The sequence below is a fragment of the Roseateles sp. P5_E4 genome (assembly GCF_054049255.1).
Map to the genome: position 1 here is coordinate 57,759 of NZ_JBFUMS010000010.1, position 21,230 is coordinate 78,988.

Here is a 21,230-nt window from a genome sequence, read left to right on the forward strand (position 1 = left end):
GGGCGCCATGTTCCTGCTCGACACCAGCATCGTTCTCGAACTGCGCAAGGCCAAGGCCGGCGAGTCCGACGCCGGCCTCGCCGCCTGGGCCGCCGGCCTGCCGCGGCAAAAACTCTTCATCTCGGCGCTGAACCTGCTGGAGATCGAGAACGCCGCCGCCCGCCTGGGCCGCAAGGACCGCGCCGCCGGACTCGTCGTGCGCGACTGGATCGACAGCCGCGTCATTCCCGCCTTCGAAGGCCGCGTGCTGCCGGTGGATGCGGCCGTCGTGCGCCGCCGGGCCCAGCTGCCCTATGCCAATACCCGCGACGGCCTGCTCGCCGCGACGGCGCTGGAGCATGGCCTCACCTTCGTCACCCACCGCGTCTCGGCTTTCCGCGTCGGGCGCGTGAAGCTGCTCAACCCCTCCGGCTACGTCGCCCAGCCCAGTGACGAGGACGAGGACTGGAGCCATGGCGCCCAGACCGGCCAGCAGTGGCTGAAGAACCTGTACACACGCGCATGAACAAGCGACGCATCCTCATCGTCGGCGGCGGCACGGCCGGCTGGCTGACCGCCGCCTACCTGGCCAAGGCCCTCAAGCTGTCCGAGCGCAGCCACCTGGAGGTGACCGTGCTGGAGTCGCCCGACATCAGCAGCGTCGGCGTCGGCGAAGGCACCTTCCCCACCATCCGCAGCACGCTCCAATTCCTCGGCATCGACGAGGCGCGCTTCATCCGCGAGACCTCGGCCACGCTCAAGCAGGGCATCCGCTTCGTCGACTGGGCGCGCACGCCCACCGCGGGCCAGCATCAGCAGTTCTTCCATCCCTTCGAGGCGCCCTTCTACACGGAGGATCTCAACCTCGTGCCCTACTGGCTGCTGCAGGACGAGGCCGGGCGCATGCCCTTCGCCGAGGCCATGACGCTGCAGGTGCGCGTTGCCGAAGCCCACCGCGCGCCCAAGCGGGCCGGCGAGGCGCCCTATGCGGCGCCGCTGAACTACGCCTACCACTTCGACGCGCTCAAGCTCGCCAAGCTGCTGGCCGCGCGCGCCCGTGAGCTCGGCGTGCGCCACGTCGAAGGCACGGTGACTGACGTCGTTCTCGATGCGACGGGCGCCATCGCCCATCTCGACACCGCCCAGCTGGGCCGTTTCGAGGCCGAGCTTTATATCGACTGCACGGGCTTTCGCGCCGAGCTCATCGGCCGGGCGATGGGTTCGAACTTCAAGTCCGTGCGCCACCAGCTCTTCGTCGACCGCGCCCTGGCCTGCAAGGTGCCGCTGGATGCCAACGCGGTCATGGAGAGCTCCACCATCGCTACCGCCCACGAGGCGGGCTGGTTGTGGGAGATCGGCCTGAACGGCGCGCGCGGCATCGGCTGCGTCTATTCCAGCGACCATCTCAGCGACGACCGTGCCGCCGACATCCTGCGCGGCTACTGCGGCGCGGGCAACGAAGACCTGGCAATGCGCAGCATCCCCTTCACGCCCGGCTACCGCGAGCAGCAGTGGGTGAAGAACTGCGTCGCCGTCGGCCTGTCGGCCGGCTTCCTGGAGCCGCTGGAGGCCACCGGCCTCGTCCTCATCGAGGCGGCCATCGGCATGATCGCGGAGATGCTGCCGCACAGCGGCCCCATGCACGCGCCGGCGCGGCGCTTCAACGAGCTGATGACGGCGCGCTTCGAGAACATCATCAACTTCCTGAAGCTGCACTACTGCCTGAGCCAGCGGCAGGAGCCCTTCTGGCGCGACAACGCCCAGTCTTCCACCATCCCGGACCGCCTCGCCGGCCTGCTGGAGGAATGGCAGCTGCGCCCGCCGGGCCGTTTCGACTTCGTGCTCGACACCGAAACCTTCGCCTTCTTCAACTACCAGTACATCCTCTACGGCATGGGCTTCGCCACCGACCTCAGCGCCGGCCGCAGCGATTTCCCGCAGATGGTGGACGCCGACAAGCTGTTCGCCAAGATCCAGCGTTTTGCCGACCGCGCCATCGCCGATCTGCCCAGCCACCGGGCGTTGATCCAGCAGATCAACGCGGGGCGCTGAAGGCCTGGGGCGGCGAGGGTGTGTCCAGGGGCCTGAGCGCCTTCTGCCACCAGCCCACGTCGCGCCACTCGCCGTTCTTGAAGCCGACGTTGCGATACACGCCCAGGGCTTCGAAGCCCGCCGCCTCGTGCAGGCCCACGCTGCCCGCATTGGGCAGGGCGATGCCGGCGAAGGCCTGGAAGTAGCCGAGCTCGGCCAGCAGCGGCAGCAGCTTCTCGTACAGCGCCCGGCCGACGCCCTGGCCGCGTGTGTCCTCGCGCACGTAGACCGTCGTGTCCACCGACCACTGGTAGGCGGCGCGTTCGCGGTGCTTGCTGGCATAGGCATAGCCGCAGATGGCGCCGGTCGCGTCCTCGGCCACCAGCCAGGGCAGGCTGGCCAGCGTCTTCTCGATGCGGCTGCGCATCTCCTGCGCGTCCGGCGGCTCCGTCTCGAAGGAGATGCTGGTGTGGGCCACGATGGGCGCATAGATGGCTGCGACGGCGGCGCCGTCCTCGGGGGCGGCAGTACGGATCTTCAAGGCGGGTCCTCCATGAATGGCTGGGTGGTGCGCGCGGGCACATGGATGAAAAGCAGGGCGGCCAGCGCGCTCAGGCCCAGGCCGGTCGACAACCACAGCACGCCGGTTCCGAAGTCCGCCAGCAGCAGGCCGAACAGCCATGGCGCCAGCGCCTGCGCCAGGCGCGCCGGCAGCACGAGCACGCCCTGGCGCTGCCCGTAGCCCAGCGGCCCGAACAAGGCCAGCGGCAGCGTGCCCTTGGCGATGGTCAGCACGCCGTTGCCCGCGCCATGCAACAGCGCAAACACCATGGCGGCAGGCGCGCCGATGACGGCCAGCAGGGCCGCGCCCAGCGGATGCATCAGCGCCGCGGCGCGCGCCGACTGCAAGGGGTGCAAGCGCCGCAGGAAACCGAACTCCAGCAGCCGGCCCGCGACCTGGGCCGGGCCGACCAGGGCGCTGATCAAGATGACCGCCGCCGGCGCGGCGCCCGCGGCGCCCAGCAGCCGTGGCAGATGCGCAGCCATCGCCGTGCTGATGAACCAGGTCACTGCGAACACCCAGGCCAGCAGCGCGGCGGTCCGCATCGGCGGCGCTTCGCCGTTCGCGGCCGCTGGCGCCTGGGTGGGCACCGCCAGCGCCGCGGCCTTGGGCAGCCAGGCGTTCAGTGGCAGGCCCACCAGGAGATGCAGCCCCGCCCAGGTCCAGCAGGCGCCGCGCCAGCCGAAGGTGTGCTCCAGCGCCGCCGTCAACGGCCAGCCGACGGTGCTGGCAAAGCCCGCGATCAGCGTGATGCCGGTGATGGCGCTGCGCGCGTCATGGCCGTACAGCCTCACCAGCGACGCGAAGGCTGCCTCGTAGAGCCCGCTGCCCATCGCCACGCCCAACACCAGCCAGGCGGCGAAAAGCCCGGCCGGCCCATCGGCCAGGGCCAGCAGCGCCAGACCGACGGCGAACAGCAGGCTGGTCACCATCAGCACCGGCCGGCCGCCCCAATGGTCGATGCGGCGGCCCGAGTGCGGCCCAACGATCGCCGAGACGACCAGGGCCGCGGAAAAGGCCGCGAACACCGTCGGCTCCGACACGCCCAGCTCCGCCGCCATCGGCCGCGCCAGCATGGCGGGCAGGTAGTAGGTCGAGGCCCAGGCCAGCGTCTGGGCCGTGCCCAGCGAGCCGACGACGCGCAGGCGGCTGGCCGCCATGCTCAGCCGCAGCAGCGCGAGGCGCGCTCCGGCGCCGGCTTGGGGGCGCAGCTGCTCGGGCCGCAGCCCGACTTGGGCGCGGCCACGGCCACCACCGCTGCCGGGCCGCAGCAGCCGGACGCTTCGCCTTCGACCGCCAGGTTGACCGAGCAGACACCCGTCTCCGGCAGCTCCAGTTCGACCCGGTCCGCCGCCGTCAGGTCGCCCGCGATAGCGGCGACGACCGAGCGCGCCTGCTCGAAGCCCGTCGCCATCAGGAAGGTCGGTGCGCGGCCATAGCTCTTCACGCCCACGGTGTAGAAGCCCGGCTCCGGGTGGGCCAGCTCGCGGTGGCCATGCGGGCGCACCGTGCCGCAGCTGTGCAGGTTCGGGTCGATCAGCGGCCCCAGCGCTTCGGTGGATTCCAGCCACGGGTCGAGCTTGACGCGCAGCTCGCTGGCCAGCGACAGGTCGGGGCGCTGGCCGGTCGCACAGATGATTTCGTCGACACCGTCAACGACGACGGGCTGCTGTTTCGGGTCCAAACCGCTGAGGCGCAGCTGCCCGCCCACGCGCTCGATCCGCGTGATGCGCAGGCCAGCGAAGAACTCCAGTGCACCGCCATCGTGCAGCCGGCGCAGCGACGCGCCCAGCGCGCCGCGGGCAGGCAAGGCGTCCGCGTCGCCACCGCCGAAGACGCGCTGCAGCGTCGGCGTGCGCACGGCCCAGGCCAGGCGCGTGCCGGGCGACTGCCTGGCCAGTTCGGCCAGCGCCAGCAGCGCATTCGCGGCCGAGTGGCCGGCGCCGACGACCAGGGTGCGCCGGCCCTCGTAGCGCGCCCGCTGCGCGCCCGTCACGTCCGGAATGCCGTAGAAGATCTGCGCCCCTGCTTCGGTCTCGCCGATGGCGTGCAGGCCGTTGGCGCCGACCGGATTGGGCTGGTTCCAGGTGCCGGTTGCGTCGATGACGGCGCGGGCGCGCAGCTCGTGCACTTCGCCGCCTTGCTCGTAGCGGATCAGGAAGGCAGCCTGGTCGCGCCCGGCGCTCTTGACCTTGTCGAAACCCTCGCGGCTGACGGCCACGACGCGTGCGCCCAGCTTCAACGCGCCGGCCACCTGCGGCAGGGCCGCAAACGGCTTGAGCACGCGCTCGACCACCTCGCCGGCCTTGGGCAGCTCGGCCGCCGGCGGCGCTGTCCAGCCAGTGGGCAACAGCAGGCGGGCCATCGCGGGGTCGACGTCGAACTGCCACGGCGAGAACAGCTGCACATGGCCGTAGTCGACGAGATTGGCGCCCACCGTCGCGCCGGCCTCCAGCGCGACAAACGGCAGGCCGCGCTCGATCAGCTGGGCGACGGCCGCCAGCCCGACCGGCCCGGCGCCAAGCACCGCGACCGGCAGCGGGCCATCGGCGACCGGCGCTTCACGCAGCACCAGCGTCATCAGCGCCGCGCAGGCCGGGCAGGCACCCTGGAATTCGGCCGAGGCCTTCAATGCGGCCGGTGCGTCCTCGATCTTCATGCGCTTGAAGCCGTATTGCGCGAAGTACTCCGGCGCCGTGACGGTCAGCAGATAGAGGGCCGCGATGTCGCGCGAGCGGGCTTCCTGCAGCAGCCGCTCGACGAGCAGGCGCCCGATGCCCTGCTTGTGCAGGCCCGGCGCAATGGCCACCGAGCGCAGCAGCGCGATGGTTCCGGCGACGTGGCCGTAGACCTCGGCGCCGGCACAGCCGACGAGCTCGCCGTTGCTGATGGCAAGCAGATAGGTGGGCAGGTGCGCCTGCGCGCCCTCGGTGGGCAACTTGTTCGCCAGCAGCAGGGCTTCGATGGCGGGCCAGTCGGCGGCGCCGGCCTGGCGCAGGGAGGGGGTGTCGTTCAACAGCATGGTTTGGAATCCTGGATGGGCTCCTTCAGCACTTGGGGCGGCAGGCAGCAGGTCGCGGCCGGGTCTTCGCGCAAGGCCTTCAGGAGCGTCAGCAAAGAGGTCTCGACGGCGGCGCGTTCGCGCTCGCTCAGGGATGCCAGCAGCTGCTGGGCATGGTCGTCGAGGGTCTGGTTCAGCTCACGGACGGTGCGTTCGCCGTCGGCGGTGAGCGTGACGAGCCAGCTCCTTGCGTCGAGCGGGTTCGGCTCCTTGCTCACCAGCCCACGGGCTGCCATGGCCTCCACGGCACGCGACACCCAGCTCTTCTCCAGACTGACCCGCGTGCCCAGTTCCGACAGCGGCAGCGGCCCGGAGCGGCCCAGCTCGGTCAGCAGATGGCATTGCGTGCTGGTGGTGCGGCAGCAGTCGGCCACGACGCGCTGGGCGCGGGTGTACAGGCGCGCCACTTCGCGCAACAGGCTGCCGGGGGCGGACTCGGTCATTTGGGTGTGTATAGCAACTATCCGGGCGCATGTTGAGGTCCGCTTTGTTCGTTGTCAATAGCAACTACCTGGGTCAAAAAGGCGGGGCTCGCAGCCCCGCGCGTTCAAGTCACGGTCAGGCCGCGCTTCGGGCCGTGACCTCGGCGGCCGTGCCTGACAGCACGCGGTTCACCGCCACGGCCATCACGGCGCCCACCAGTTCAGCAACGACAAAGCCCGGTGCACTGGCGGGCGCGATGCCGGCGAAGCTGTCGCTGAACATGCGGCCGAACACGGCCGCCGGGTTGGCGAAGGAGGTCGACGCGGTGAACCAGTAGGCCGCACCGATATACGCCGCCACCATGGCCGCGACGCGCGAGCCCGGCGCGCGCAGGATGACGAGCACGAGGCCGAAGGTCGCGACGCCCTCCGCGATCCACTGCCCCGTGCCGGCGCGCAGCTTGGTCGAGAACTGCAGCACGCTCATGTCGAACATTGCGTGGGCCAGCCACGCGCCCAGCATTGCGCCGGTCAGTTGCGCGGCGACATAGGGCAGCAGGGCGGCGACAGGCAACTCGCCACGCCAAGCCATCACGGCGCTGACGGCGGGGTTGAAGTGAGCGCCGCTGACCGGGCCGAAAACCTCGATCAGCACGTACAGGCCGCCGACCGTGGCCAGCGTGTTGGCCAGCAGCGCGAGGGCCACGTTGCCGCCGGACAGGCGCTCGGCCATGACGCCGGAGCCGATGACGATGGCCAGCAGCAGGGCCGTGCCCAGGGCTTCGGCGAGGAGTCGGCGAGGCAGGTTCATGCCTTCGAGATCCCGACGAGGGCTTGCTGCAGCTCGGCCTTGCTCATCGTGGCCAGTGGCAGTTGCAGCAGCTGCAGGAGCCGAAAGCCGATGGCCTGGCGCGTCAGCTCGAAGGCGCGGCGCTTGCCCTCATCGCCGCCCTCGGCATTGGAAGGGTCCGGGTAGCCCCAGTGCACCTTGACCGGCTGGCCGCCGCTGCCACCGAAGAAGACCGGGCACTGCTCGGCGGCCGCGCTGTCGCAGACGGTGATGACGATGGACAGCGGTGGTGCGCCGTCCTGGCTGAATTCATCCCAGCTCTTGCTGCGGTAGCCGGCAGTGTCGACGCCGGCGTTACTCAGGGCCTCCAGCGCGAGGGTATTGATGCGGCCGCTTGGCGCGCTGCCGGCGCTGTGCGCCTGCACGTCACGGCCGAGCTTTTTCGCCCAGTGGTTGAGCATGCCCTCGCTGAGCACGCTGCGGGCGGAGTTGTGGGTGCAGAGGATGAGGACGTGGGTGGTCATGGCGATCTCAGCAGCAGGATGCCGTGCCGCTCGGCACGGCGCAGGTGGCGCCCTGGCAGCAGTTTTCGGTCAGATAGCCCAGCAGCGAGTTCATGCTGTCGTATTGGGCGCGATAGATCAGGTTGCGGCTGGCGCGCTCCTGGGTCACCAGGCCCGCGTTGACGAGTTCCTTCAGATGGAAGGACAGCGTGGCTGGTGCTACGCCCAGCCCCTCCTGGATGGCGCCGGGTGTCAGCCCCGCATCACCGACGACGACCAGGGCCCGGAATACCTGCAGCCGCAGCGGCTGGGCCAGGGCTGCGAGGGCCTTGATTACAAATTGCTCGACGGCTTGTTCATCCATGATTCCATTATTATCGAATCATGGATTGAAGTGCAAGCGGTCCGGCAATGCCAGCGCTCAGCGAAGGGATTGGATCTTTGGCTGCTTTGCCTCAAACTGCCGCGCCACAAAGCGCCAGACCATGCGTGATGCGTCCGGCCCGTTGGCGTCGCTGAAGCGCTGGCGCGCCGCGCCGCCGCTCCAGGCGTGGCCCAGTCGGTCGACCTCCACCAGCGTCGCCACCACCTCGCGCGAGCGTTTGAACTGCGTCACCCGCATCGGGTAGCGCTTGCCGCGGCGCTGTTCTTGCGCCGGCTCCTGGTGTGCGCCGGCCGCCTCGGACCACATCAGCGCCGCAGAACCGGCGTTGCGGGCTGACACGACGCGGTCCGCGTCACCGTGGATGACCATCAGCGGCGGCCAGTCCTGGGCCGAGCCGGGTGGCAGCGGCTGGCGCCGTCCCTGCATCGCACCGACGGCCGAGACCGGCGAACTCGCCGTGCCGGGCGGCACGCCCGAGTGCATGACCAGGGCCTTGAAGCGCTGCGGGTAGCGCGTGGCCAGCAGGGCCGCCATGCTGGCGCCGGCCGACAGGCCGGCCACGGCAATGCGCTCGCGGTCGGCCGTGTACAGCATGCAGACCTGGTCGACGGCCTTCATGATCCAGCCGGCCTCGGCGAAGGCGCGGCCCGACTGTGTGTCGAACCAGTTCCAGCAGCCCTGGGTGTTGCACAGCCGTGGCTGCTCGGGGTAGAGCACCAGGAAGCGCTCGCGCGTGGCGACGGCATTCATGCGCGTGCTGGCGGCAAAGCTCTTGGCGTCCTGGTGGCAGCCATGCAGCATGACGAGCAACGGCAGCCGTTCGCCGAAGCGCGCGCTCGCGGGCCGGAACAGGTAGTAGCGGCGCGGCCCGTCCGCGGCCATCACCAGGCCCATCAACCAGCTGCCCGCGCTGGACGGCGGACGATGGCGCTCGCGAAGCGGCTTTGCGGCCTGTCGGAGCAGCGCGGCGTTGCGATTCAGCAGCGCTGCCCAGGACGGTTGCTTCATTGGCAATCCGGATGGCTTGGATCCCGCGTGCAGTCCGCCTGTTCCAGCTCCGACGGGTCCGGGTGCTCGCGCAGCGCGGCGTTCAGCTGGTCGATCTGCCCACACCAGTCCCCATCGTCTTGATGCCATTGCTCGCGGATGAAGGCGACCTGGCTGGCGTTCCAGAACGGGGCCTCCGACAGGTTGAGCGTCTGCGGCAGCGGCCGGTGCAGGCGGATGAACTGCTTGATTTCGGCCGGCGAATCCGGCAGGCCGAGCTGGCAGAACAGGGCCTGCATGTCATGGTGGGTGGTGGTGTCCATGGCGGATCCTCTTTCAAAGGGTTTCAAGGCGGAAACCGTGAGGCTTAGACCTTAGATGTCGACGCCGCTGCGCGGTGTCAGCCGACACCCCGTCCACGACGGCCGTCCCTGTCAGCCGAGGCCCACACCGCCGGCTGTCACCCGCTGACAGACTGGCGGGAACGGCGCACCTACGGTCATGGGATTGAAGACTGCAGGAGGTCGCGATGACCTGGAATGAATTCATTGCGCGCATGCAGGCCGCGTGGCCCGATGTGGGCTGGACCGACGTGTTGCCCGCCGTGCTGGCCGGCGCCTTGACCATCGTCATCATCAAGGTCGGCCTGCGCTTCGTCGTGCAGCGCTTGCGCAAACTGTCGCAGCGCACCAGCAGCACGCTGGACGACGGCCTCGTCAGCGTGCTGGAGCGCACCAATGGCGCGCTGATCTGGGTGGTCGGCCTGCTGGTGGGCCTCAACATGCTGCCGCTGGACGACCGCTGGCATGACCGCGTGTCGCAGCTGTGGTTCGCCGTCGTGGCCCTGCAGCTCGGCCTGTGGGCCCAGCAGGCGGTGGCGCAGGTGCTCACGGCCCAGCAGATGCGCCATGGCGGTACGGCGGCGCTGTCGGCCTCGGCCACGCTGCTCAGCTGGGGCCTGCGCGGTGCGCTGTGGGTGGTGGTAGTGCTGGCCGTGCTATCCAACCTCGGCGTCAACATCACGGCCTTTGTTGCGAGCCTGGGTATCGGTGGCATCGCGCTGGCGCTGGCCGTGCAGAACATCCTCAGCGACCTGTTTGCGTCACTCGCCATCGCGGTGGACAAGCCCTTCGAGGTGGGCGACTCCATCACCGTCGGCGACGTCACCGGCACGGTGGAGCGCGTGGGCCTGAAGACGACGCGCATCCGCAGCCTGGGCGGCGAGCAGATCGTCATGTCCAACGCCGAACTGCTCAAGCGCACGGTGGCCAACTTCAAGCGCCTGCAGACGCGCCGCGTGGCCTTCACCTTCGGCATCACGTCCGATGCGTCCGCCGATGACGCTGCTGCCGTGCCGCCGCTGGTCAAGGCGCTGATCGACGCCGACCCCAAGCTGGAACTGGTGCGTGCCCACTTCAAGGGCTTTGGCGAGAACTCGTTGAACTTCGAGGTGGTCTACCGCGTCAACGATCCCAGCTATGACGTCTACATGGACCACCAGCAGACGCTGAACCTGGCGCTGATGCGCGAGCTGCAGCAGCGCGGCATCCGGTTGGCGTTCGCCACCAACACCGTCAACGTTGTCGGCTTGCAGTCACCTGCGCCGGCTGGCCCGGCACCAACGCGCAAAGGCTCGTCGCCCGACGCGCCTGACATCGTGCCCGCCGCGGCAGGCTGAACTTTGTGATCCACAGCGCCGCCGCCGGCCCCGAGTTGCTGACGGCGGCCATTGCTGCGCTCGTTCTTGTCGCCATCGCCGGCGCCCTCTACACCCACCGCCTCGGCCTGTCGCATCTGCTCGTCTTCATGGCGGTTGGCATGCTGACCGGCGTGGATGGGCCGCTGGGCCTGCCCTTCGACGATCACCGGCTGGCCGTCACCGTCGGCAATCTCGCGCTCGCCCTCATCCTGTTCGATGGCGGCCTGCGCACGCGCTGGAGCGAGGTGCGCCGCGCGATGCTGCCGGCCAGCCTGCTGGCCACGGTAGGCGTCGCGATCACGGCCGCCATCGTCGCGGGCATCGCGAAGGCGGTGCTGGACATGCCGTGGACCGAAGGCCTGCTGCTGGGCGCGGCGGTCTCGTCCACCGACGCCTCCGCCGTGTTCGCGCAGTTCGCCGCCAGCAAGCTGCGCCTGGAGCCCCGCCTGGCGGCCACCATCGAGGTGGAGTCGGCGCTGAACGACCCCATGGCCATGGTGCTGACCATCGGCCTGATCGCCTGGCTGATGCCCTTCGGCCAACCGGGAGACGCGCAGGTGAACAGCCTGGTCGACCTGCTGCCCCTGCTGGGCGAGCAACTCGGCCTGGGCCTGCTTGCCGGCGTGCTGGGCGGCCTGCTGGCCGCATGGTGGGTGGGCAAGCTGCCCATCACCGACGACCACGACGGGTTGACGGCGCTGCTGATGGCGGCCCTGGGCTTCCTGCTGTTCGCCGTCACCAACCGCTGCGGCGGCTCGGGCTTCCTGGCCGTCTACGTCGCCGGCCTGCTGGTGCGCCACCGGGCCGAACGCGTGGCGGCGATGAGCCTGCCCGGGCTGAACGGCTACACCTGGCTGGCCCAGGCGGTATTGTTCCTGCTGCTGGGCCTGCTGGTCACGCCGCATGAGGTTCTGCGCCTGATCGGCCCGGCCCTGCTGCTGGCGGCCGGCCTGATGCTGGTCGCGCGGCCCGCTGCGGTCTTCCTGTGCCTGGCGCCGCTGGGCTTTGGCTGGCGGGCGCAGTGCTTCGTGGCGTGGTCGGGCCTGCGCGGCGCGGTGCCCATCGTGCTGGCCACCTACCCGGTGCTGGCCGGCCTGCCGAACGGCTGGCGCTTCTTCGACGTGGCCTTCGTCGTCGTGCTGTTGTCCCTGCTCATCCAGGGCCCGACGCTGGCGCCGCTGGCGCGCTGGCTGGGGCTTGATCAGAGTGAGCGCTAGGCTACCGGCGCCAGCAGGTTGGCGTCACGCGCCAGCTTCCAGCGGCCACCGTCCTTGCGCAGCAGCGTCAGCGTGTGGCCCTCGCGACGTGTCGGCGGCGAGCCATCCGGCGGCGTGGCGGTCACGCTCAGGCGGGTGCGCATGAAGGCCCAGTCGCCCAGCACCTGGATCTCCAGCATCTCGCTGTGCCCGTCGAACTTCGGCGCCTCGCCGCGTGCCTGGCCCTCGGCGGCCTTGGCGAAATCGCTCTTGGTCATCGGGGCCCGGCCGGGCGTCAGGAAGACGGCGTCATCCGTCATCAGTGCGAGCACGGCCTGGACATCGCCCTCGCGCGTGGCGGCCATCCAAGTCGTCACGAGATCACGGATCTCTTGTTCATCGGCTTGCATGTCACCACCTTAGCGCCACGGCGGGCGCTCGCTGTTTCAGGTTGTGCCGGCCAGGGAGTCCGCCTGCGTGACAAGGCTGCCCGGCGGCACGCTGCGCGTCAGCCAGACATTGCCGCCAATGACGGCCCCGCGGCCGATGGTGACACGTCCGAGCACGGTGGCGCCGGCATAGATGACGGCCTCGTCCTCGACGATGGGATGGCGCGGCTTGCCCTTGACGAGATTGCCGTCGCCGTCGGTGGGGAAGCTCTTGGCGCCCAGCGTGACGTTCTGATAAATGCGCACGCGCTCGCCGATGACGGCCGTCTCGCCGATGACCACGCCGGTGCCATGGTCGATGAAGCAGCCGCTGCCGATCGTGGCACCGGGGTGGATGTCGATGCCCGTGTCGGCATGCGCCAGCTCGGCGACGACGCGGGCGATCAGCGGCAGGCCGAGCTTGTAGAGCTCATGCGCGAGGCGGTGGCTGATCAGGGCGCGCACGCCGGGGTAGCACAGCAGCACCTCGTCGACGCTGCGCGCCGCCGGATCGCCCTGGTAGGCAGCGAGCACGTCGCTGTCCAACAGCACGCGCACGCCGGGCAATGTGCGCAGGAAGCGAGTGGCCAGCTCGGCGGCATCCTGGCCGGGTGTGTCATCGCCACGCTGGCGGGCCTCGTGACGCAGCTCCAGCGCGGCCTGCTGGCGCAGTGTTGCCATGGCGGTGCCGATGGTGTGGCCGACGTAGAAATCCTCGTTCTCGGGCTGCAGCGTTGGCGGCCCCAGGCGCATCGGGAACAGCGCGCCCGACAGGCACTGCACCATGCCTGCCAGCAGCTCGCGCGACGGCAGCTCGCGGCCGTCGCCGCCGCGGCGGTGCGCCTCGCGCCAGCGCCTGCGTTCGTCGCGCAAGGCCTCGACGACAGCCTGCAGTTCATCACCGGGCGCGGGCATTGACGGAGGAGTGAGGGCTTGGGTCATGGCGGGCGCCGCGCAGGCGGTTGGCAAGGGCGGCCAGTATAGAAATCCACCGTTTCCCCACGAGGGCCAGGGCCGCCGTCACGGCCAGCATCGCCGCCATGTGCACAGCCACGGCCGCCAAGGCCAGCAGCAGCGAGCCCGAGGCAGTGATCTCGCGGGCGGGTGAGGTACTCAGGCATAGCGGCACCAATGCTGGCACCAGCATCATGCCGCTGCCATGGGCACTGGCCACCAGGCAGGACCACAACGCCAGCCCGGTCTTGGCGCGCCGCAGCGCCAGCGCCAGCAGCAAGAGCAGGCCGCACAGCAGCTGCCCGCTGCCCATGGTCCCGCCCAAAGCCACCAGCACCGCCACACCACCGACGGCGCCGGCATGGCCGAGCGCGATCGGCAGCAGGGCGCGGCGCGCGTCCTTTGAGCAGGCGGCCAGGCCCCAGCCGGTGGCCGGGTTCAAGCCGTGCAGGGCGCCGGCGCCGGCCAGGGCCAGCCAGGGCCAGAGGCTGGTGGCGCTCATGACTGTCAGGCCTTGGCGCCGCCGCAGCAGGCTGCCGCCGCGGGTGCTGCCGATTCGTAGCGGTCGTGGTGGCGAACCCACTCCATCGTGTAGCTCAGACCCGCCTCGTCGCGGCCCTTGGGCGTCAGGTCGATGAGGTTGTAGCTGCCCATCATCACTTCGACGCCACGGCCGAAGGTCGAGTAGGTGTGGAAGACCTGGCCGTCGTCGTCCTTGCAGAAGATGCTGATGCCGGGCGCCTCTTCATTCGGGAAGGGTGTCATGTGGAAGTTGTAATAGACCTCGCCGTCGACCCGGTCCGCCGGCGTGAAGCTGACGTGGAAGTCGCGGTTGAAGTCGTTGCCGTTGGACGAGGCCCAGGCGAATTGCCAGCCCATGCGGCGCTTGAAGGCCTCGAGGTCGGCCAGAGGCGCGCGCGACACCGCCAGCAGCGCGATGTCGCGCTGGGCCAGGTGGGGCGCCACGCTGTCCAGGTGGTCGGCCATGAAGGAGCAGCTCTTGCAGCCCTGCTCCCAGCCGGGGCCGAACATGAAGTGCTGTACCAACAGCTGGCGCCTGCCCTGAAACAGCTCGCTCAGCTTGCGCGGGCCGGCCGGCGTGTCGAAGACGTAGACGGCATCGTCCAGGCGCACCCAGGGCAGGGTGCGGCGCTCTTCGGCGACCTGGTCGCGCAGCCGGGTCAGTTCCTTCTCGCGGGCGAGCAGGTTCTTGCGTTCGGCGATCCAGAGATCGCGGGTGACGACAGGATGAGAAATGGGGGCGTTCATCAAAGGCTCCTTGGGTGGGTGAAGGCAATGCAGCGGCTCCACCCGGGGTTCGGGTGAGTTCTGCTCAGGGGAATTCAGTGGTTAAGCGCGCTTGGGTCGGCGCACAGCGCGGACCTTGCCGGTGCCGCCACCACCGGCGTAGAACAAGTCGGCGCCGTCGGATTCGAGGCCGCTGACATTGGTGCCGGCGGGCATCTGCAGGCTTTCAAGCACGCTGCCATCGGCGGGGTCGATGCGGCGGATCTCGCTGGCGTCGTCCTCCCAGGTGCCGTGCCAGAGTTCGCCATCGACCCAGGTCACGCCGGTCACGAAGCGGTTGGACTCGATGGTGCGCTGGATGGCGCCGGTGGCGGGGTCGATCTGGTGGATCTTGCGGCCGCGGTGCTGGCCCACCCACAGGCTGCCCTCGGCCCAGGCCATGCCGGAGTCGCCGCCCTGGCCCGGCGCCGGGATGGACGCGACGACGCTGCCGGTCGCGGGGTCGATCTTGTCGATGCGGGCTTCGGCGAGCTGCCAGAGGTAGCGACCGTCGAAGGCCGTGCCGGCATCGCAGGGGCGCTCGATGCGCTGCTGGGCCTCGCCGCTGGCGGGGTCGAAGGCGACCAGGGCGGCGCCGGTGGCGGCCCAGACGCGCCGACCGTCGTGGGTGACGCCGGCGACGCTCTTGCCGCCTTCGAAGGGGCCGTATTCGCGGACGATCTCGGCGGGGTGGATCACTGTGTTCATGGTTTGCTCCTTGCGATGGGCGAACCTTAGCCAAGCTGCAGTGCGGCGGGGAGTAACAAGATCGTCGTGAATCCGGTCAGCGGCGGCGCCAGCCAGCGCCGCGAGCGCGTCTGGCCGATGGCGCGCACGCGGCCTGCGGCCTCCAGTTCGGCCAGCTCGCGCTGCACGGTGCGCTGGCTGGCGTCCAGGGCCAGGGCCAGGGCCGAGGTGGACCAGGCGGCGCCGTCGGACAGCAGGGCCAGCAGCTCGCTGGCCTCGCCTTCCATCGGTGGCGAGAGCACGGCCACCTCCGGAGCGCGCAGCGCAAAACCGCGTGCGGTCGCCTCGATGCCGGCGACGGGCTTGACCAGGGCACGCAGCCTTCCAATCTCGACGCGCAGCCGCGCTCTATGGGTTTCGTCGACCTCGCGGATGCGAAAGGCGCGGGCGATCAGCGCGTCGCGCTCGGCCTCGCCGGGCCAGGCCTCGGCGAGGACGCGCAACAGCGTGAACAGGACGGGGCGGCGGACGAGTGGCACGCGCAACTCCCCGGCACTCAGCGCGTGGCGGCATGCGTCGACAACGACGGCGCCCGAGTCCATCAGCGCGGCCACCTCGTGCAGGCGCAGCGGCTGCCAGGCGCCGGCCACGAGCCGGCGTGCGGCGGTGTGGTCGAGCACGGCAGCTGCGTCGGCGGCCTCGGCCATCAGCGCCGGCACGCCGGCCCGTGCGGCAGCGTCGCGAGCGCGTGCGAGGGCGGCGTGCACCTCGGCCATGCGCAGCGAGCGCAGCGCCAGTTCCGCTGCGGCCAGGGCGGCCACGGCAGCGGGCAGGGGTGGCAATGCCTGGTCGTCAAGCGGCGCAAGCAGGGCTGCCGCGGCATCGAGTCGGCCCAGCAGCAATTGCCGCCGCGCCGCGATCAGTCGGGCCTGCAGCGCGTTGACGCGGTCGCCGCGCGTTTCGAGCGCGGCCATGGCGGCCTCCAGCGCGCGCGGTGCGGCGCTGAAGTCGCGCATGGCCAGCGCCACCTCCGCCTCGGCGACGACGCAGCGCGCCCGTGCCGTGGCCTCCTGCGCGCCAAAGCCCTGGGCCGCGCGCCTGAGCAGCTCGCGCGCCCGGGCCAGCTCGCCGAGCTGGGCCATCGCGATGCCGCGCAAGGCCAGCGCAGGCGGGTCCTCGCGCAGCGCGACGCGCTTCAGTGCCGCCAGCGCATCGCCGGCGGCCAGGGCGCGGGCTGCGGCGGAGATCAGCGAGTCCATGGGCTAGCGCGGCGCGAGCAGCAGCAGGTCGCCATTGCGGTCCTCGGTGATCCACAGGCGGCCTTGCTCGTCCTGGTCGACATCGACCGGCGCGCCCATCGGGTGCTTGCCGGTCTGGGCGCTCCATCCCGCGATCAGCGGCAGCGGCTCGCCCATGGGCTGGTGTTTGCCATCGAAGCGCCAGGCCATCAGCCGATGGCCCGTCGGCTGGTAGCCATGCCAGGTCATGACGAGGCTGCCCTGCCATTTCGCCGGCCCGGCCTTGCCGTAGAACAGCATGCCCAGCGGCGCGGCATGCGCCGGCAGCAGCTTCACCGGTGGGGTGAAGTCCTGGCAGCGGCGCTCACCGTAGCTGCTGTCCAGGATGTCGGTGCCGGTGCAATGCGGCCAGCCGTAGTGGCGGCCGGGTTCGACGCGATTGAGTTCATCGGGCGGGCTTGCCTTGTCGTATTTGTCGCCGGGCAGGCTGTCGCGGCTGTTCTCGGCCTGCCAGAGCTCGCCGCTGTCGGGGTGGAAAGCCAGCCCGACGGAATTGCGCAGGCCCCACGCGAAGGGCTGGCCCTCCCATGCGCCGCCATCTTTCGGCGTGAACTTCCAGACCGCCGCCAGCGGCGCCTTGCCGCCCGTCTGGCCGCAACCCTGGGCCGTACCGGCCGCGACACCGTCCATGGCCTCGCAATGGTCGCTCGGCGCGCCGTAGTTGACGAAGAGGGCGCCGGCGGCGTCGACGGCGAAAGACTTGAGCGGGTGGCGACCCTGGGTGGGCAGCTCGGTGACGAGGGGCTGCAGCCGGCCCGCGGGCAGTTCGACGCGGCTGATCCGGTGCGCCTCGGCCAGCAGCACATGGCCCTGAGCGTCCTTGCGCAGCCCATGCGGGCGGTCCAGGCCCTTCAGCAGCACCGTGACCTTGAAGGGCTGGCCCGGCTCGCGGGTCAGCTCCAGCAGCCGGCCATGGCCGGGGTTCCAGTTGCCCATGTCGGTGACGAGCAGGCGGTTGGCACTGAGCGCCAGCACACCACGTGGCCGGCCCAGGTTGGAGGCGGCCAATGCGAGGCAGAACTCGGGCGCGACCTTCAACGAGGTGATGGCGGGCAGGCCGTCGCATTGGCCCTGGGTGCGATAGGCGGGCGGCTCGGCCCAGACGGGTGCGGCGACGGCAGCGGCCAGGGCCCAGGCGGCGCGAAGGGTGAAGCTCATACGGCCATTGTGTCGGTCGCCGCATTGATACAGCACGCCGCACGGCACCGCGCGCTGTAGCTTCACGTCCCAGCCGCCGGGCGCTGCAATGGCCCCATGAACGAGATGCTGCCCTTCGCCACCTACTGCCTGCTGATGTCCAGCACCCCTGGCCCCAACAACATGATGCTGGTGGCCAACGGCGCCCACTACGGCTACCGGCGCACGCTGCCGGCCATCCTGGGCACCAACACCGGTGTGGCCGTGCTGACCTTCGCGACCTGTGCGGGCCTGGGTGCCGTCTTCACGGCCTGGCCGGTGCTGCACGAAATGTTGAAGCTGGCCGGCACCCTCTACATGCTGGTGCTGGCCTGGAAGCTGGCCGTGGCGCCCGCCGCCAATGGCCGGCCGCCGGAACGGGTCGGGTTCGCGGAGGCCGCGCTGTTCCAGGCGGTGAACCCCAAGAGCTGGATCCGCGCGGTGACGGTGGCGTCGGTCTTCATGCCGGCGCAGTGGAGCATCGTCAGCGGCGCCTTGTTCGTCAGCTTCGCGGGCGCCCTCATCGGTTTTCCCTGCGTCTCGATGTGGGCGCTGTTCGGCGTCGGCATTTCCCGCTTCCTGTCCAGCCCGGCGCGCCGCCGCGCCTTCAATGTCATCATGGCCACCTCCCTGGTTGTGCTGGCCCTGATGCTGCTGCGCTGATGTTTTCTCTGGACCGCGACTCCCCGACGCCGCTGGCCGACCAGATCGAGCAGCGCCTGCATGCCTTGATTGCCAGCGCCCAGCTGCCGCCCGGGGCCCGACTGAACTCCATCCGCCAGCTCGCGTCGCGGCTGGGCGTCAGCCCCAACACCGTCGTCGTCGCGTACGACCGCCTCGTCGCTGCCAGCCTCATCGACTCGCGCGGCACGGCCGGCTTCTTCGTCGCCGAGGGCCCGGCGGACGCCATGCCCGACCTTTTGACTCAGGCGGCGCGCGTGGAAGCCGGCGAGGAGCAGGAGGCTGTCTGGCTGGCCCAGCAGGCGAACGACCAGAAGGCCGGCGTGCTGCTGGCCAGCAGCGGCGCGCTGCCGGCCACCTGGCTGGAAGACGCCATCCCCGCGGCCGCCGTGCAGCGCGGCCTGGCCCGCGCCACGGCCGGCATGGCTTCGCGCTGCCCGCCGCAGGGCCTGCCTGAGCTGCGCGAGCGCATCGCGATGCTGCTGCGCAGCCAGGGCGTGGCCGTGGATGCCGGCCGCATCCTGACGACCTATGGCGGCACCCAGGCCATCGACCTGATCTGCCGCGCCTTCCTGCGCCCGGGCGATACGGTCGCCGTCGAGACGCCGGGATATTTCCTGCTCTTTGACCGCCTGCGCCAGGCCGGCGTGACCATCGTGCCGGTGCCGCGACGGCCCGACGGCATCGACCTGGAGGCGCTGGACGCCGCCTGCACGCAGCACCGCCCACGCCTGCTCTTCATCCAGAGCGTGCTGCACAACCCCACCGGCTGGGGCAGCACGGCCGCCAACCTGCACCGGGTGCTGATGCTGGCCCAGCGCCACGACTTCCTGATCGCCGAGGACGACGTGCAGGGCCACTTCCACCCCGGCGCGCCGACGCGGTTGGCCCAGCTCTCGGGGCTGGACCGCGTCATCTACTACTCCAGCTTCTGCAAGGCCATGAGCCCGGCGCTGCGCCTGGGCTATATGGCGGCCGAGCCGGCGCTGCTGAAGGCGCTGATGCGCGAGAAGATCATCTCGGTGCTGACGACGGCCGCGCTCAACGAATACGTGCTGCTGGAAGTGCTGGCCGCCGGCCGCTGGCGCAAGCACCTGGACCGCCTGCAGCAGCGCCTGGCCGCGGCCCGCGCCGCGGCAACGCTGCAGCTGCGCCAGGCCGGCGTGCTGCTTGAGCATCCGGGTGAGGGCGGCCTGTTCCTGTGGGGCACGCTGCCGGCCGGCGTCGACGTGGACAACGTCGTGAAGGAGGCTTTTCGCGCCGGCATCCTGCTGGTGCGCGGCGCCACCTTCGCGGCCGATGGCGCTCGCGACTCGCACATCCGCTTCAACGCCGCCTTCAGCCAGCAGCCGCGGCTGGCTGATTTCCTGCGGGACCAGCTCAGCGCGACGGCCAGTGCCCAACGCGCCGTCGATCGGGCACGCAGCAAGGTCAGCTGACGCTCACCACATCACCGACACGGATGGCCCCGCCCTCCAGGATGCGCGCCGTCATGCCGCCATGGCCGCGCATCGCCGCATAGCCGCCCGGGCCGATGACCTCCTCCATGCGCGAGCAGGGGGCGCAGGGGCCGACGATCTCGATCAGCGCCGCGCCGATGCGCACCTTGGCGTTCTTCAGCGTCAGCAGGTTGATGCCGGAGATGACGAGGTTGCGGCGCAGGCCGACCGGGTCGATCGGGCCGCTGCGCGCAAATGCCGCGATCAGCGGCAGGTGCTCCAGCTGGATCAGCGTGACCTGGCGCGTCGACAGCTCGGCCTCGCCGCGCTGGCCGAGCCGGTCGTCGGCCAGGCCAATGCCGGCCAGCGCCGTCGTCTGCTCGATGCGTCGGGCCCGGTCGCGCGGTGCGCCGCGCACGATGATGGTCTCGACGCGGCCCTGGATATGGGCCGGCGGCGTCATCAGGTCGCGCATGGTTTTCATGGATACACCTTAGCCCGGCTTTGGTCCGCATAGTTCACGGATGCGCGGCACGGGGCAGTCAAGTCTCGTCCGGTCACGCCCGAAGATGCTCTCAAGGAGTGTCTGCCGTGCTGAGACGTCTTTTTTCCACCTTTGCTTTTGTGTGTGTCGCGCTGTCGCAGACCGCTCACGCCGCCGATCTGACCGCCCTGGAAATGCGCTGGCTGCAGGGCATCACGCCTGTCATTGCCCATGCTCGCCAGGCGCTCGCCCTGCCGGTGGACATCGTCGTGCAGCCCCAGGCCGAGCCCGGCACGGCGCCGCTCGCGCTGGGTTTTGTCGATGGCCGCTGCAAGCTGGTGCTGTCGATGCGCGGCAACCCCGAAGGCCAGCGCCAGATCGACGCCCTCGACCCCGCGTTGCGCGGCCCGGCCCTGGAGCTGATGGCCGCCCATGAACTGGGCCATTGCCGCCGCTATCTCGATGGCGCCTGGCATGGTGTGCCGGCCGGCTTCGTCGCCGCCAAGCCCCCGGACGGCCTGGCCGCGGATCTGCAGCAGGCCTGGCTGGCCATGCGGTCCACGCGGCGTGAGGAAGCCTATGGCGATCTCGTTGGCCTGGCCTGGGCGCAGGCGCGCCATCCCGCGCTGTATGCCAGGCTGCATGCCTGGCTCGTGGCGGAACGGTCGACCGACCTGATTCCCGGCAGCCACCACGACACACTGGATTGGTTGGCCCTCGTCCGCGACCCGGCCATGCTGGACGGCCGCACGATGTTCGAGGCCGCCGACCGCGTCTGGGCGCGTGGTCTCAGGGACTGAGCTGACGCCGCTCTTTCCCGTCTACGCCTGCCACACCGCGTAGCCCGCCTCACGCAGGCCGATGGCGAGTTCCACTTCCATGTCGCGCGCCGCGTCGTAGGGCATCGGGTTGTAGAACTCGTAAAGCTCGGGCATCAGGCGCATGCCGTACTTCAGGACGAAACGATTGGCCTGCACGCCGGCCATGTGCCTGTCAAAGCGCAGATCGGGGTCCAGGCCCGTCATGCCAACGTACAGGCAGGGCTTGACGATGTCATGGCCGGGGTTGGCCTTGCGAAAGGCTGGCTCGTTCCAGACGCGTTCAGACAGCAGCACGACATAGACGTGGTGGTGATCGCGGCGTTGTCGGCGTGGCATGGCACGGCGGATTGTCTGGCGACC

Annotated in this window: 25 protein-coding genes; 7 read left to right on the forward strand and 18 right to left on the reverse strand. The window is 70.3% G+C overall.

All coding sequences use genetic code 11. The annotated features are described in order from the left end of the window. Positions 1–7: 7 nt before the first annotated feature. Positions 8–505 carry a PIN domain-containing protein gene (locus ACXJLH_RS19570; protein WP_457445805.1) on the forward strand — a complete coding sequence of 166 codons (498 nt, stop codon included), beginning with the start codon at positions 8–10 and terminating at the stop codon, positions 503–505. Then, positions 502–2,031 (forward strand): tryptophan halogenase family protein, encoded by a 1,530-nt coding sequence (locus ACXJLH_RS19575; protein WP_457445806.1) that lies wholly within the window; start codon positions 502–504, stop codon positions 2,029–2,031. The genes ACXJLH_RS19570 and ACXJLH_RS19575 overlap by 4 nt, the downstream gene beginning before the upstream one ends. Here ACXJLH_RS19575 and ACXJLH_RS19580 read toward each other — a convergent pair. The 9 genes from ACXJLH_RS19580 to ACXJLH_RS19620 all read right to left on the reverse strand — a co-directional run bounded on the left by ACXJLH_RS19580 (position 2,015) and on the right by ACXJLH_RS19620 (position 9,043). Then, positions 2,015–2,551, reverse strand: coding sequence for an arsinothricin resistance N-acetyltransferase ArsN1 family B (locus ACXJLH_RS19580; protein WP_457445807.1), 537 nt, complete (start codon positions 2,549–2,551; stop codon positions 2,015–2,017). The two genes, ACXJLH_RS19575 and ACXJLH_RS19580, sit on opposite strands and share 17 nt — an antisense overlap. Further along, a complete protein-coding gene (locus tag ACXJLH_RS19585; RefSeq protein WP_457445808.1) occupies positions 2,548–3,732 on the reverse strand; it encodes an MFS transporter in 1,185 nt (394 codons plus the stop codon). The genes ACXJLH_RS19580 and ACXJLH_RS19585 overlap by 4 nt, the downstream gene beginning before the upstream one ends. Positions 3,733–3,734: 2 nt before the next feature. Next, positions 3,735–5,594, reverse strand: a complete 1,860-nt coding sequence (gene arsN2 / locus ACXJLH_RS19590; protein WP_457445809.1) for an arsenic resistance N-acetyltransferase ArsN2 — start codon at positions 5,592–5,594, stop codon at positions 3,735–3,737. Continuing rightward, the gene (locus ACXJLH_RS19595) at positions 5,585–6,076 is read right to left on the reverse strand and encodes a MarR family winged helix-turn-helix transcriptional regulator (protein ID WP_056191549.1); all 492 of its coding nucleotides are present in this window, start codon (positions 6,074–6,076) and stop codon (positions 5,585–5,587) included. The genes arsN2 and ACXJLH_RS19595 overlap by 10 nt, the downstream gene beginning before the upstream one ends. Positions 6,077–6,191: 115 nt before the next feature. Next, positions 6,192–6,866, reverse strand: a complete 675-nt coding sequence (locus ACXJLH_RS19600; protein ID WP_457445810.1) for an aquaporin — start codon at positions 6,864–6,866, stop codon at positions 6,192–6,194. Further along, positions 6,863–7,369 carry an arsenate reductase ArsC gene (locus tag ACXJLH_RS19605; protein ID WP_457445811.1) on the reverse strand — a complete coding sequence of 169 codons (507 nt, stop codon included), beginning with the start codon at positions 7,367–7,369 and terminating at the stop codon, positions 6,863–6,865. The genes ACXJLH_RS19600 and ACXJLH_RS19605 overlap by 4 nt, the downstream gene beginning before the upstream one ends. A gap of 7 nt (positions 7,370–7,376) precedes the next feature. After that, positions 7,377–7,712 (reverse strand): ArsR/SmtB family transcription factor, encoded by a 336-nt coding sequence (locus ACXJLH_RS19610; protein ID WP_457445812.1) that lies wholly within the window; start codon positions 7,710–7,712, stop codon positions 7,377–7,379. 57 nt (positions 7,713–7,769) lie between these two features. Then, a complete protein-coding gene (locus ACXJLH_RS19615) occupies positions 7,770–8,741 on the reverse strand; it encodes an extracellular catalytic domain type 1 short-chain-length polyhydroxyalkanoate depolymerase (RefSeq protein ID WP_457445813.1) in 972 nt (323 codons plus the stop codon). Then, positions 8,738–9,043, reverse strand: a complete 306-nt coding sequence (locus tag ACXJLH_RS19620) for a DUF2789 family protein (RefSeq protein WP_457354774.1) — start codon at positions 9,041–9,043, stop codon at positions 8,738–8,740. Before ACXJLH_RS19620 ends, ACXJLH_RS19615 begins: the two co-directional genes overlap by 4 nt. Before the next feature lie 206 nt (positions 9,044–9,249). On the opposite strand from ACXJLH_RS19620, the gene ACXJLH_RS19625 reads away from it, so the two are divergent. Together ACXJLH_RS19625 and ACXJLH_RS19630 are read left to right on the forward strand one after the other, a co-directional pair. Beyond that, positions 9,250–10,398, forward strand: coding sequence for a mechanosensitive ion channel family protein (locus ACXJLH_RS19625; RefSeq protein WP_457445814.1), 1,149 nt, complete (start codon positions 9,250–9,252; stop codon positions 10,396–10,398). 5 nt (positions 10,399–10,403) lie between these two features. Beyond that, positions 10,404–11,636 carry a potassium/proton antiporter gene (locus tag ACXJLH_RS19630; RefSeq protein ID WP_457445815.1) on the forward strand — a complete coding sequence of 411 codons (1,233 nt, stop codon included), beginning with the start codon at positions 10,404–10,406 and terminating at the stop codon, positions 11,634–11,636. Here the strand turns inward: ACXJLH_RS19630 and ACXJLH_RS19635 are convergent. The 7 genes from ACXJLH_RS19635 to ACXJLH_RS19665 form a co-directional block, all read right to left on the reverse strand. After that, the gene (locus tag ACXJLH_RS19635) at positions 11,633–12,025 is read right to left on the reverse strand and encodes a YybH family protein (protein ID WP_457445816.1); all 393 of its coding nucleotides are present in this window, start codon (positions 12,023–12,025) and stop codon (positions 11,633–11,635) included. The genes ACXJLH_RS19630 and ACXJLH_RS19635 overlap by 4 nt on opposite strands. 36 nt (positions 12,026–12,061) lie before the next feature. Then, entirely contained in the window at positions 12,062–12,985 is a 924-nt protein-coding gene (epsC, locus tag ACXJLH_RS19640) for a serine O-acetyltransferase EpsC (RefSeq protein WP_457445817.1), read from the reverse strand. After that, positions 12,942–13,499, reverse strand: coding sequence for a hypothetical protein (locus tag ACXJLH_RS19645; RefSeq protein ID WP_457445818.1), 558 nt, complete (start codon positions 13,497–13,499; stop codon positions 12,942–12,944). Before ACXJLH_RS19645 ends, epsC begins: the two co-directional genes overlap by 44 nt. Positions 13,500–13,504: 5 nt before the next feature. After that, positions 13,505–14,266 carry a DUF899 domain-containing protein gene (locus tag ACXJLH_RS19650; RefSeq protein ID WP_457445819.1) on the reverse strand — a complete coding sequence of 254 codons (762 nt, stop codon included), beginning with the start codon at positions 14,264–14,266 and terminating at the stop codon, positions 13,505–13,507. Between the two features lie 81 nt (positions 14,267–14,347). Next, positions 14,348–14,992, reverse strand: a complete 645-nt coding sequence (locus ACXJLH_RS19655) for a Vgb family protein (RefSeq protein WP_457445820.1) — start codon at positions 14,990–14,992, stop codon at positions 14,348–14,350. 26 nt (positions 14,993–15,018) lie between these two features. After that, positions 15,019–16,230, reverse strand: coding sequence for a helix-turn-helix domain-containing protein (locus ACXJLH_RS19660; RefSeq protein WP_457445821.1), 1,212 nt, complete (start codon positions 16,228–16,230; stop codon positions 15,019–15,021). Between the two features lie 3 nt (positions 16,231–16,233). Then, on the reverse strand, positions 16,234–17,427 hold the full coding sequence (locus ACXJLH_RS19665; RefSeq protein WP_457445822.1) for a PQQ-dependent sugar dehydrogenase: 1,194 nt from the start codon (positions 17,425–17,427) through the stop codon (positions 16,234–16,236). Positions 17,428–17,523: 96 nt separating this feature from the next. On the opposite strand from ACXJLH_RS19665, the gene ACXJLH_RS19670 reads away from it, so the two are divergent. Together ACXJLH_RS19670 and ACXJLH_RS19675 are read left to right on the forward strand one after the other, a co-directional pair. Continuing rightward, positions 17,524–18,108, forward strand: coding sequence for a LysE family translocator (locus ACXJLH_RS19670; RefSeq protein ID WP_457351361.1), 585 nt, complete (start codon positions 17,524–17,526; stop codon positions 18,106–18,108). After that, positions 18,108–19,565 carry an aminotransferase-like domain-containing protein gene (locus tag ACXJLH_RS19675; protein WP_457445823.1) on the forward strand — a complete coding sequence of 486 codons (1,458 nt, stop codon included), beginning with the start codon at positions 18,108–18,110 and terminating at the stop codon, positions 19,563–19,565. Before ACXJLH_RS19670 ends, ACXJLH_RS19675 begins: the two co-directional genes overlap by 1 nt. On the opposite strand, the gene ACXJLH_RS19680 is transcribed toward ACXJLH_RS19675, so the two are convergent. Beyond that, positions 19,558–20,049 (reverse strand): MOSC domain-containing protein, encoded by a 492-nt coding sequence (locus tag ACXJLH_RS19680; protein ID WP_457445824.1) that lies wholly within the window; start codon positions 20,047–20,049, stop codon positions 19,558–19,560. The two genes, ACXJLH_RS19675 and ACXJLH_RS19680, sit on opposite strands and share 8 nt — an antisense overlap. A gap of 107 nt (positions 20,050–20,156) precedes the next feature. Here ACXJLH_RS19680 and ACXJLH_RS19685 point away from each other — a divergent pair, with 107 nt between their 5' ends. Beyond that, complete coding sequence (locus ACXJLH_RS19685) at positions 20,157–20,849, forward strand: hypothetical protein (RefSeq protein WP_235531777.1); 693 nt, start codon at positions 20,157–20,159, stop codon at positions 20,847–20,849. A 21-nt stretch (positions 20,850–20,870) separates the two neighbouring features. Here the strand turns inward: ACXJLH_RS19685 and ACXJLH_RS19690 are convergent, their stop codons facing one another. Further along, the gene (locus ACXJLH_RS19690; protein ID WP_457320244.1) at positions 20,871–21,206 is read right to left on the reverse strand and encodes a hypothetical protein; all 336 of its coding nucleotides are present in this window, start codon (positions 21,204–21,206) and stop codon (positions 20,871–20,873) included. Positions 21,207–21,230 lie beyond the last annotated feature (24 nt).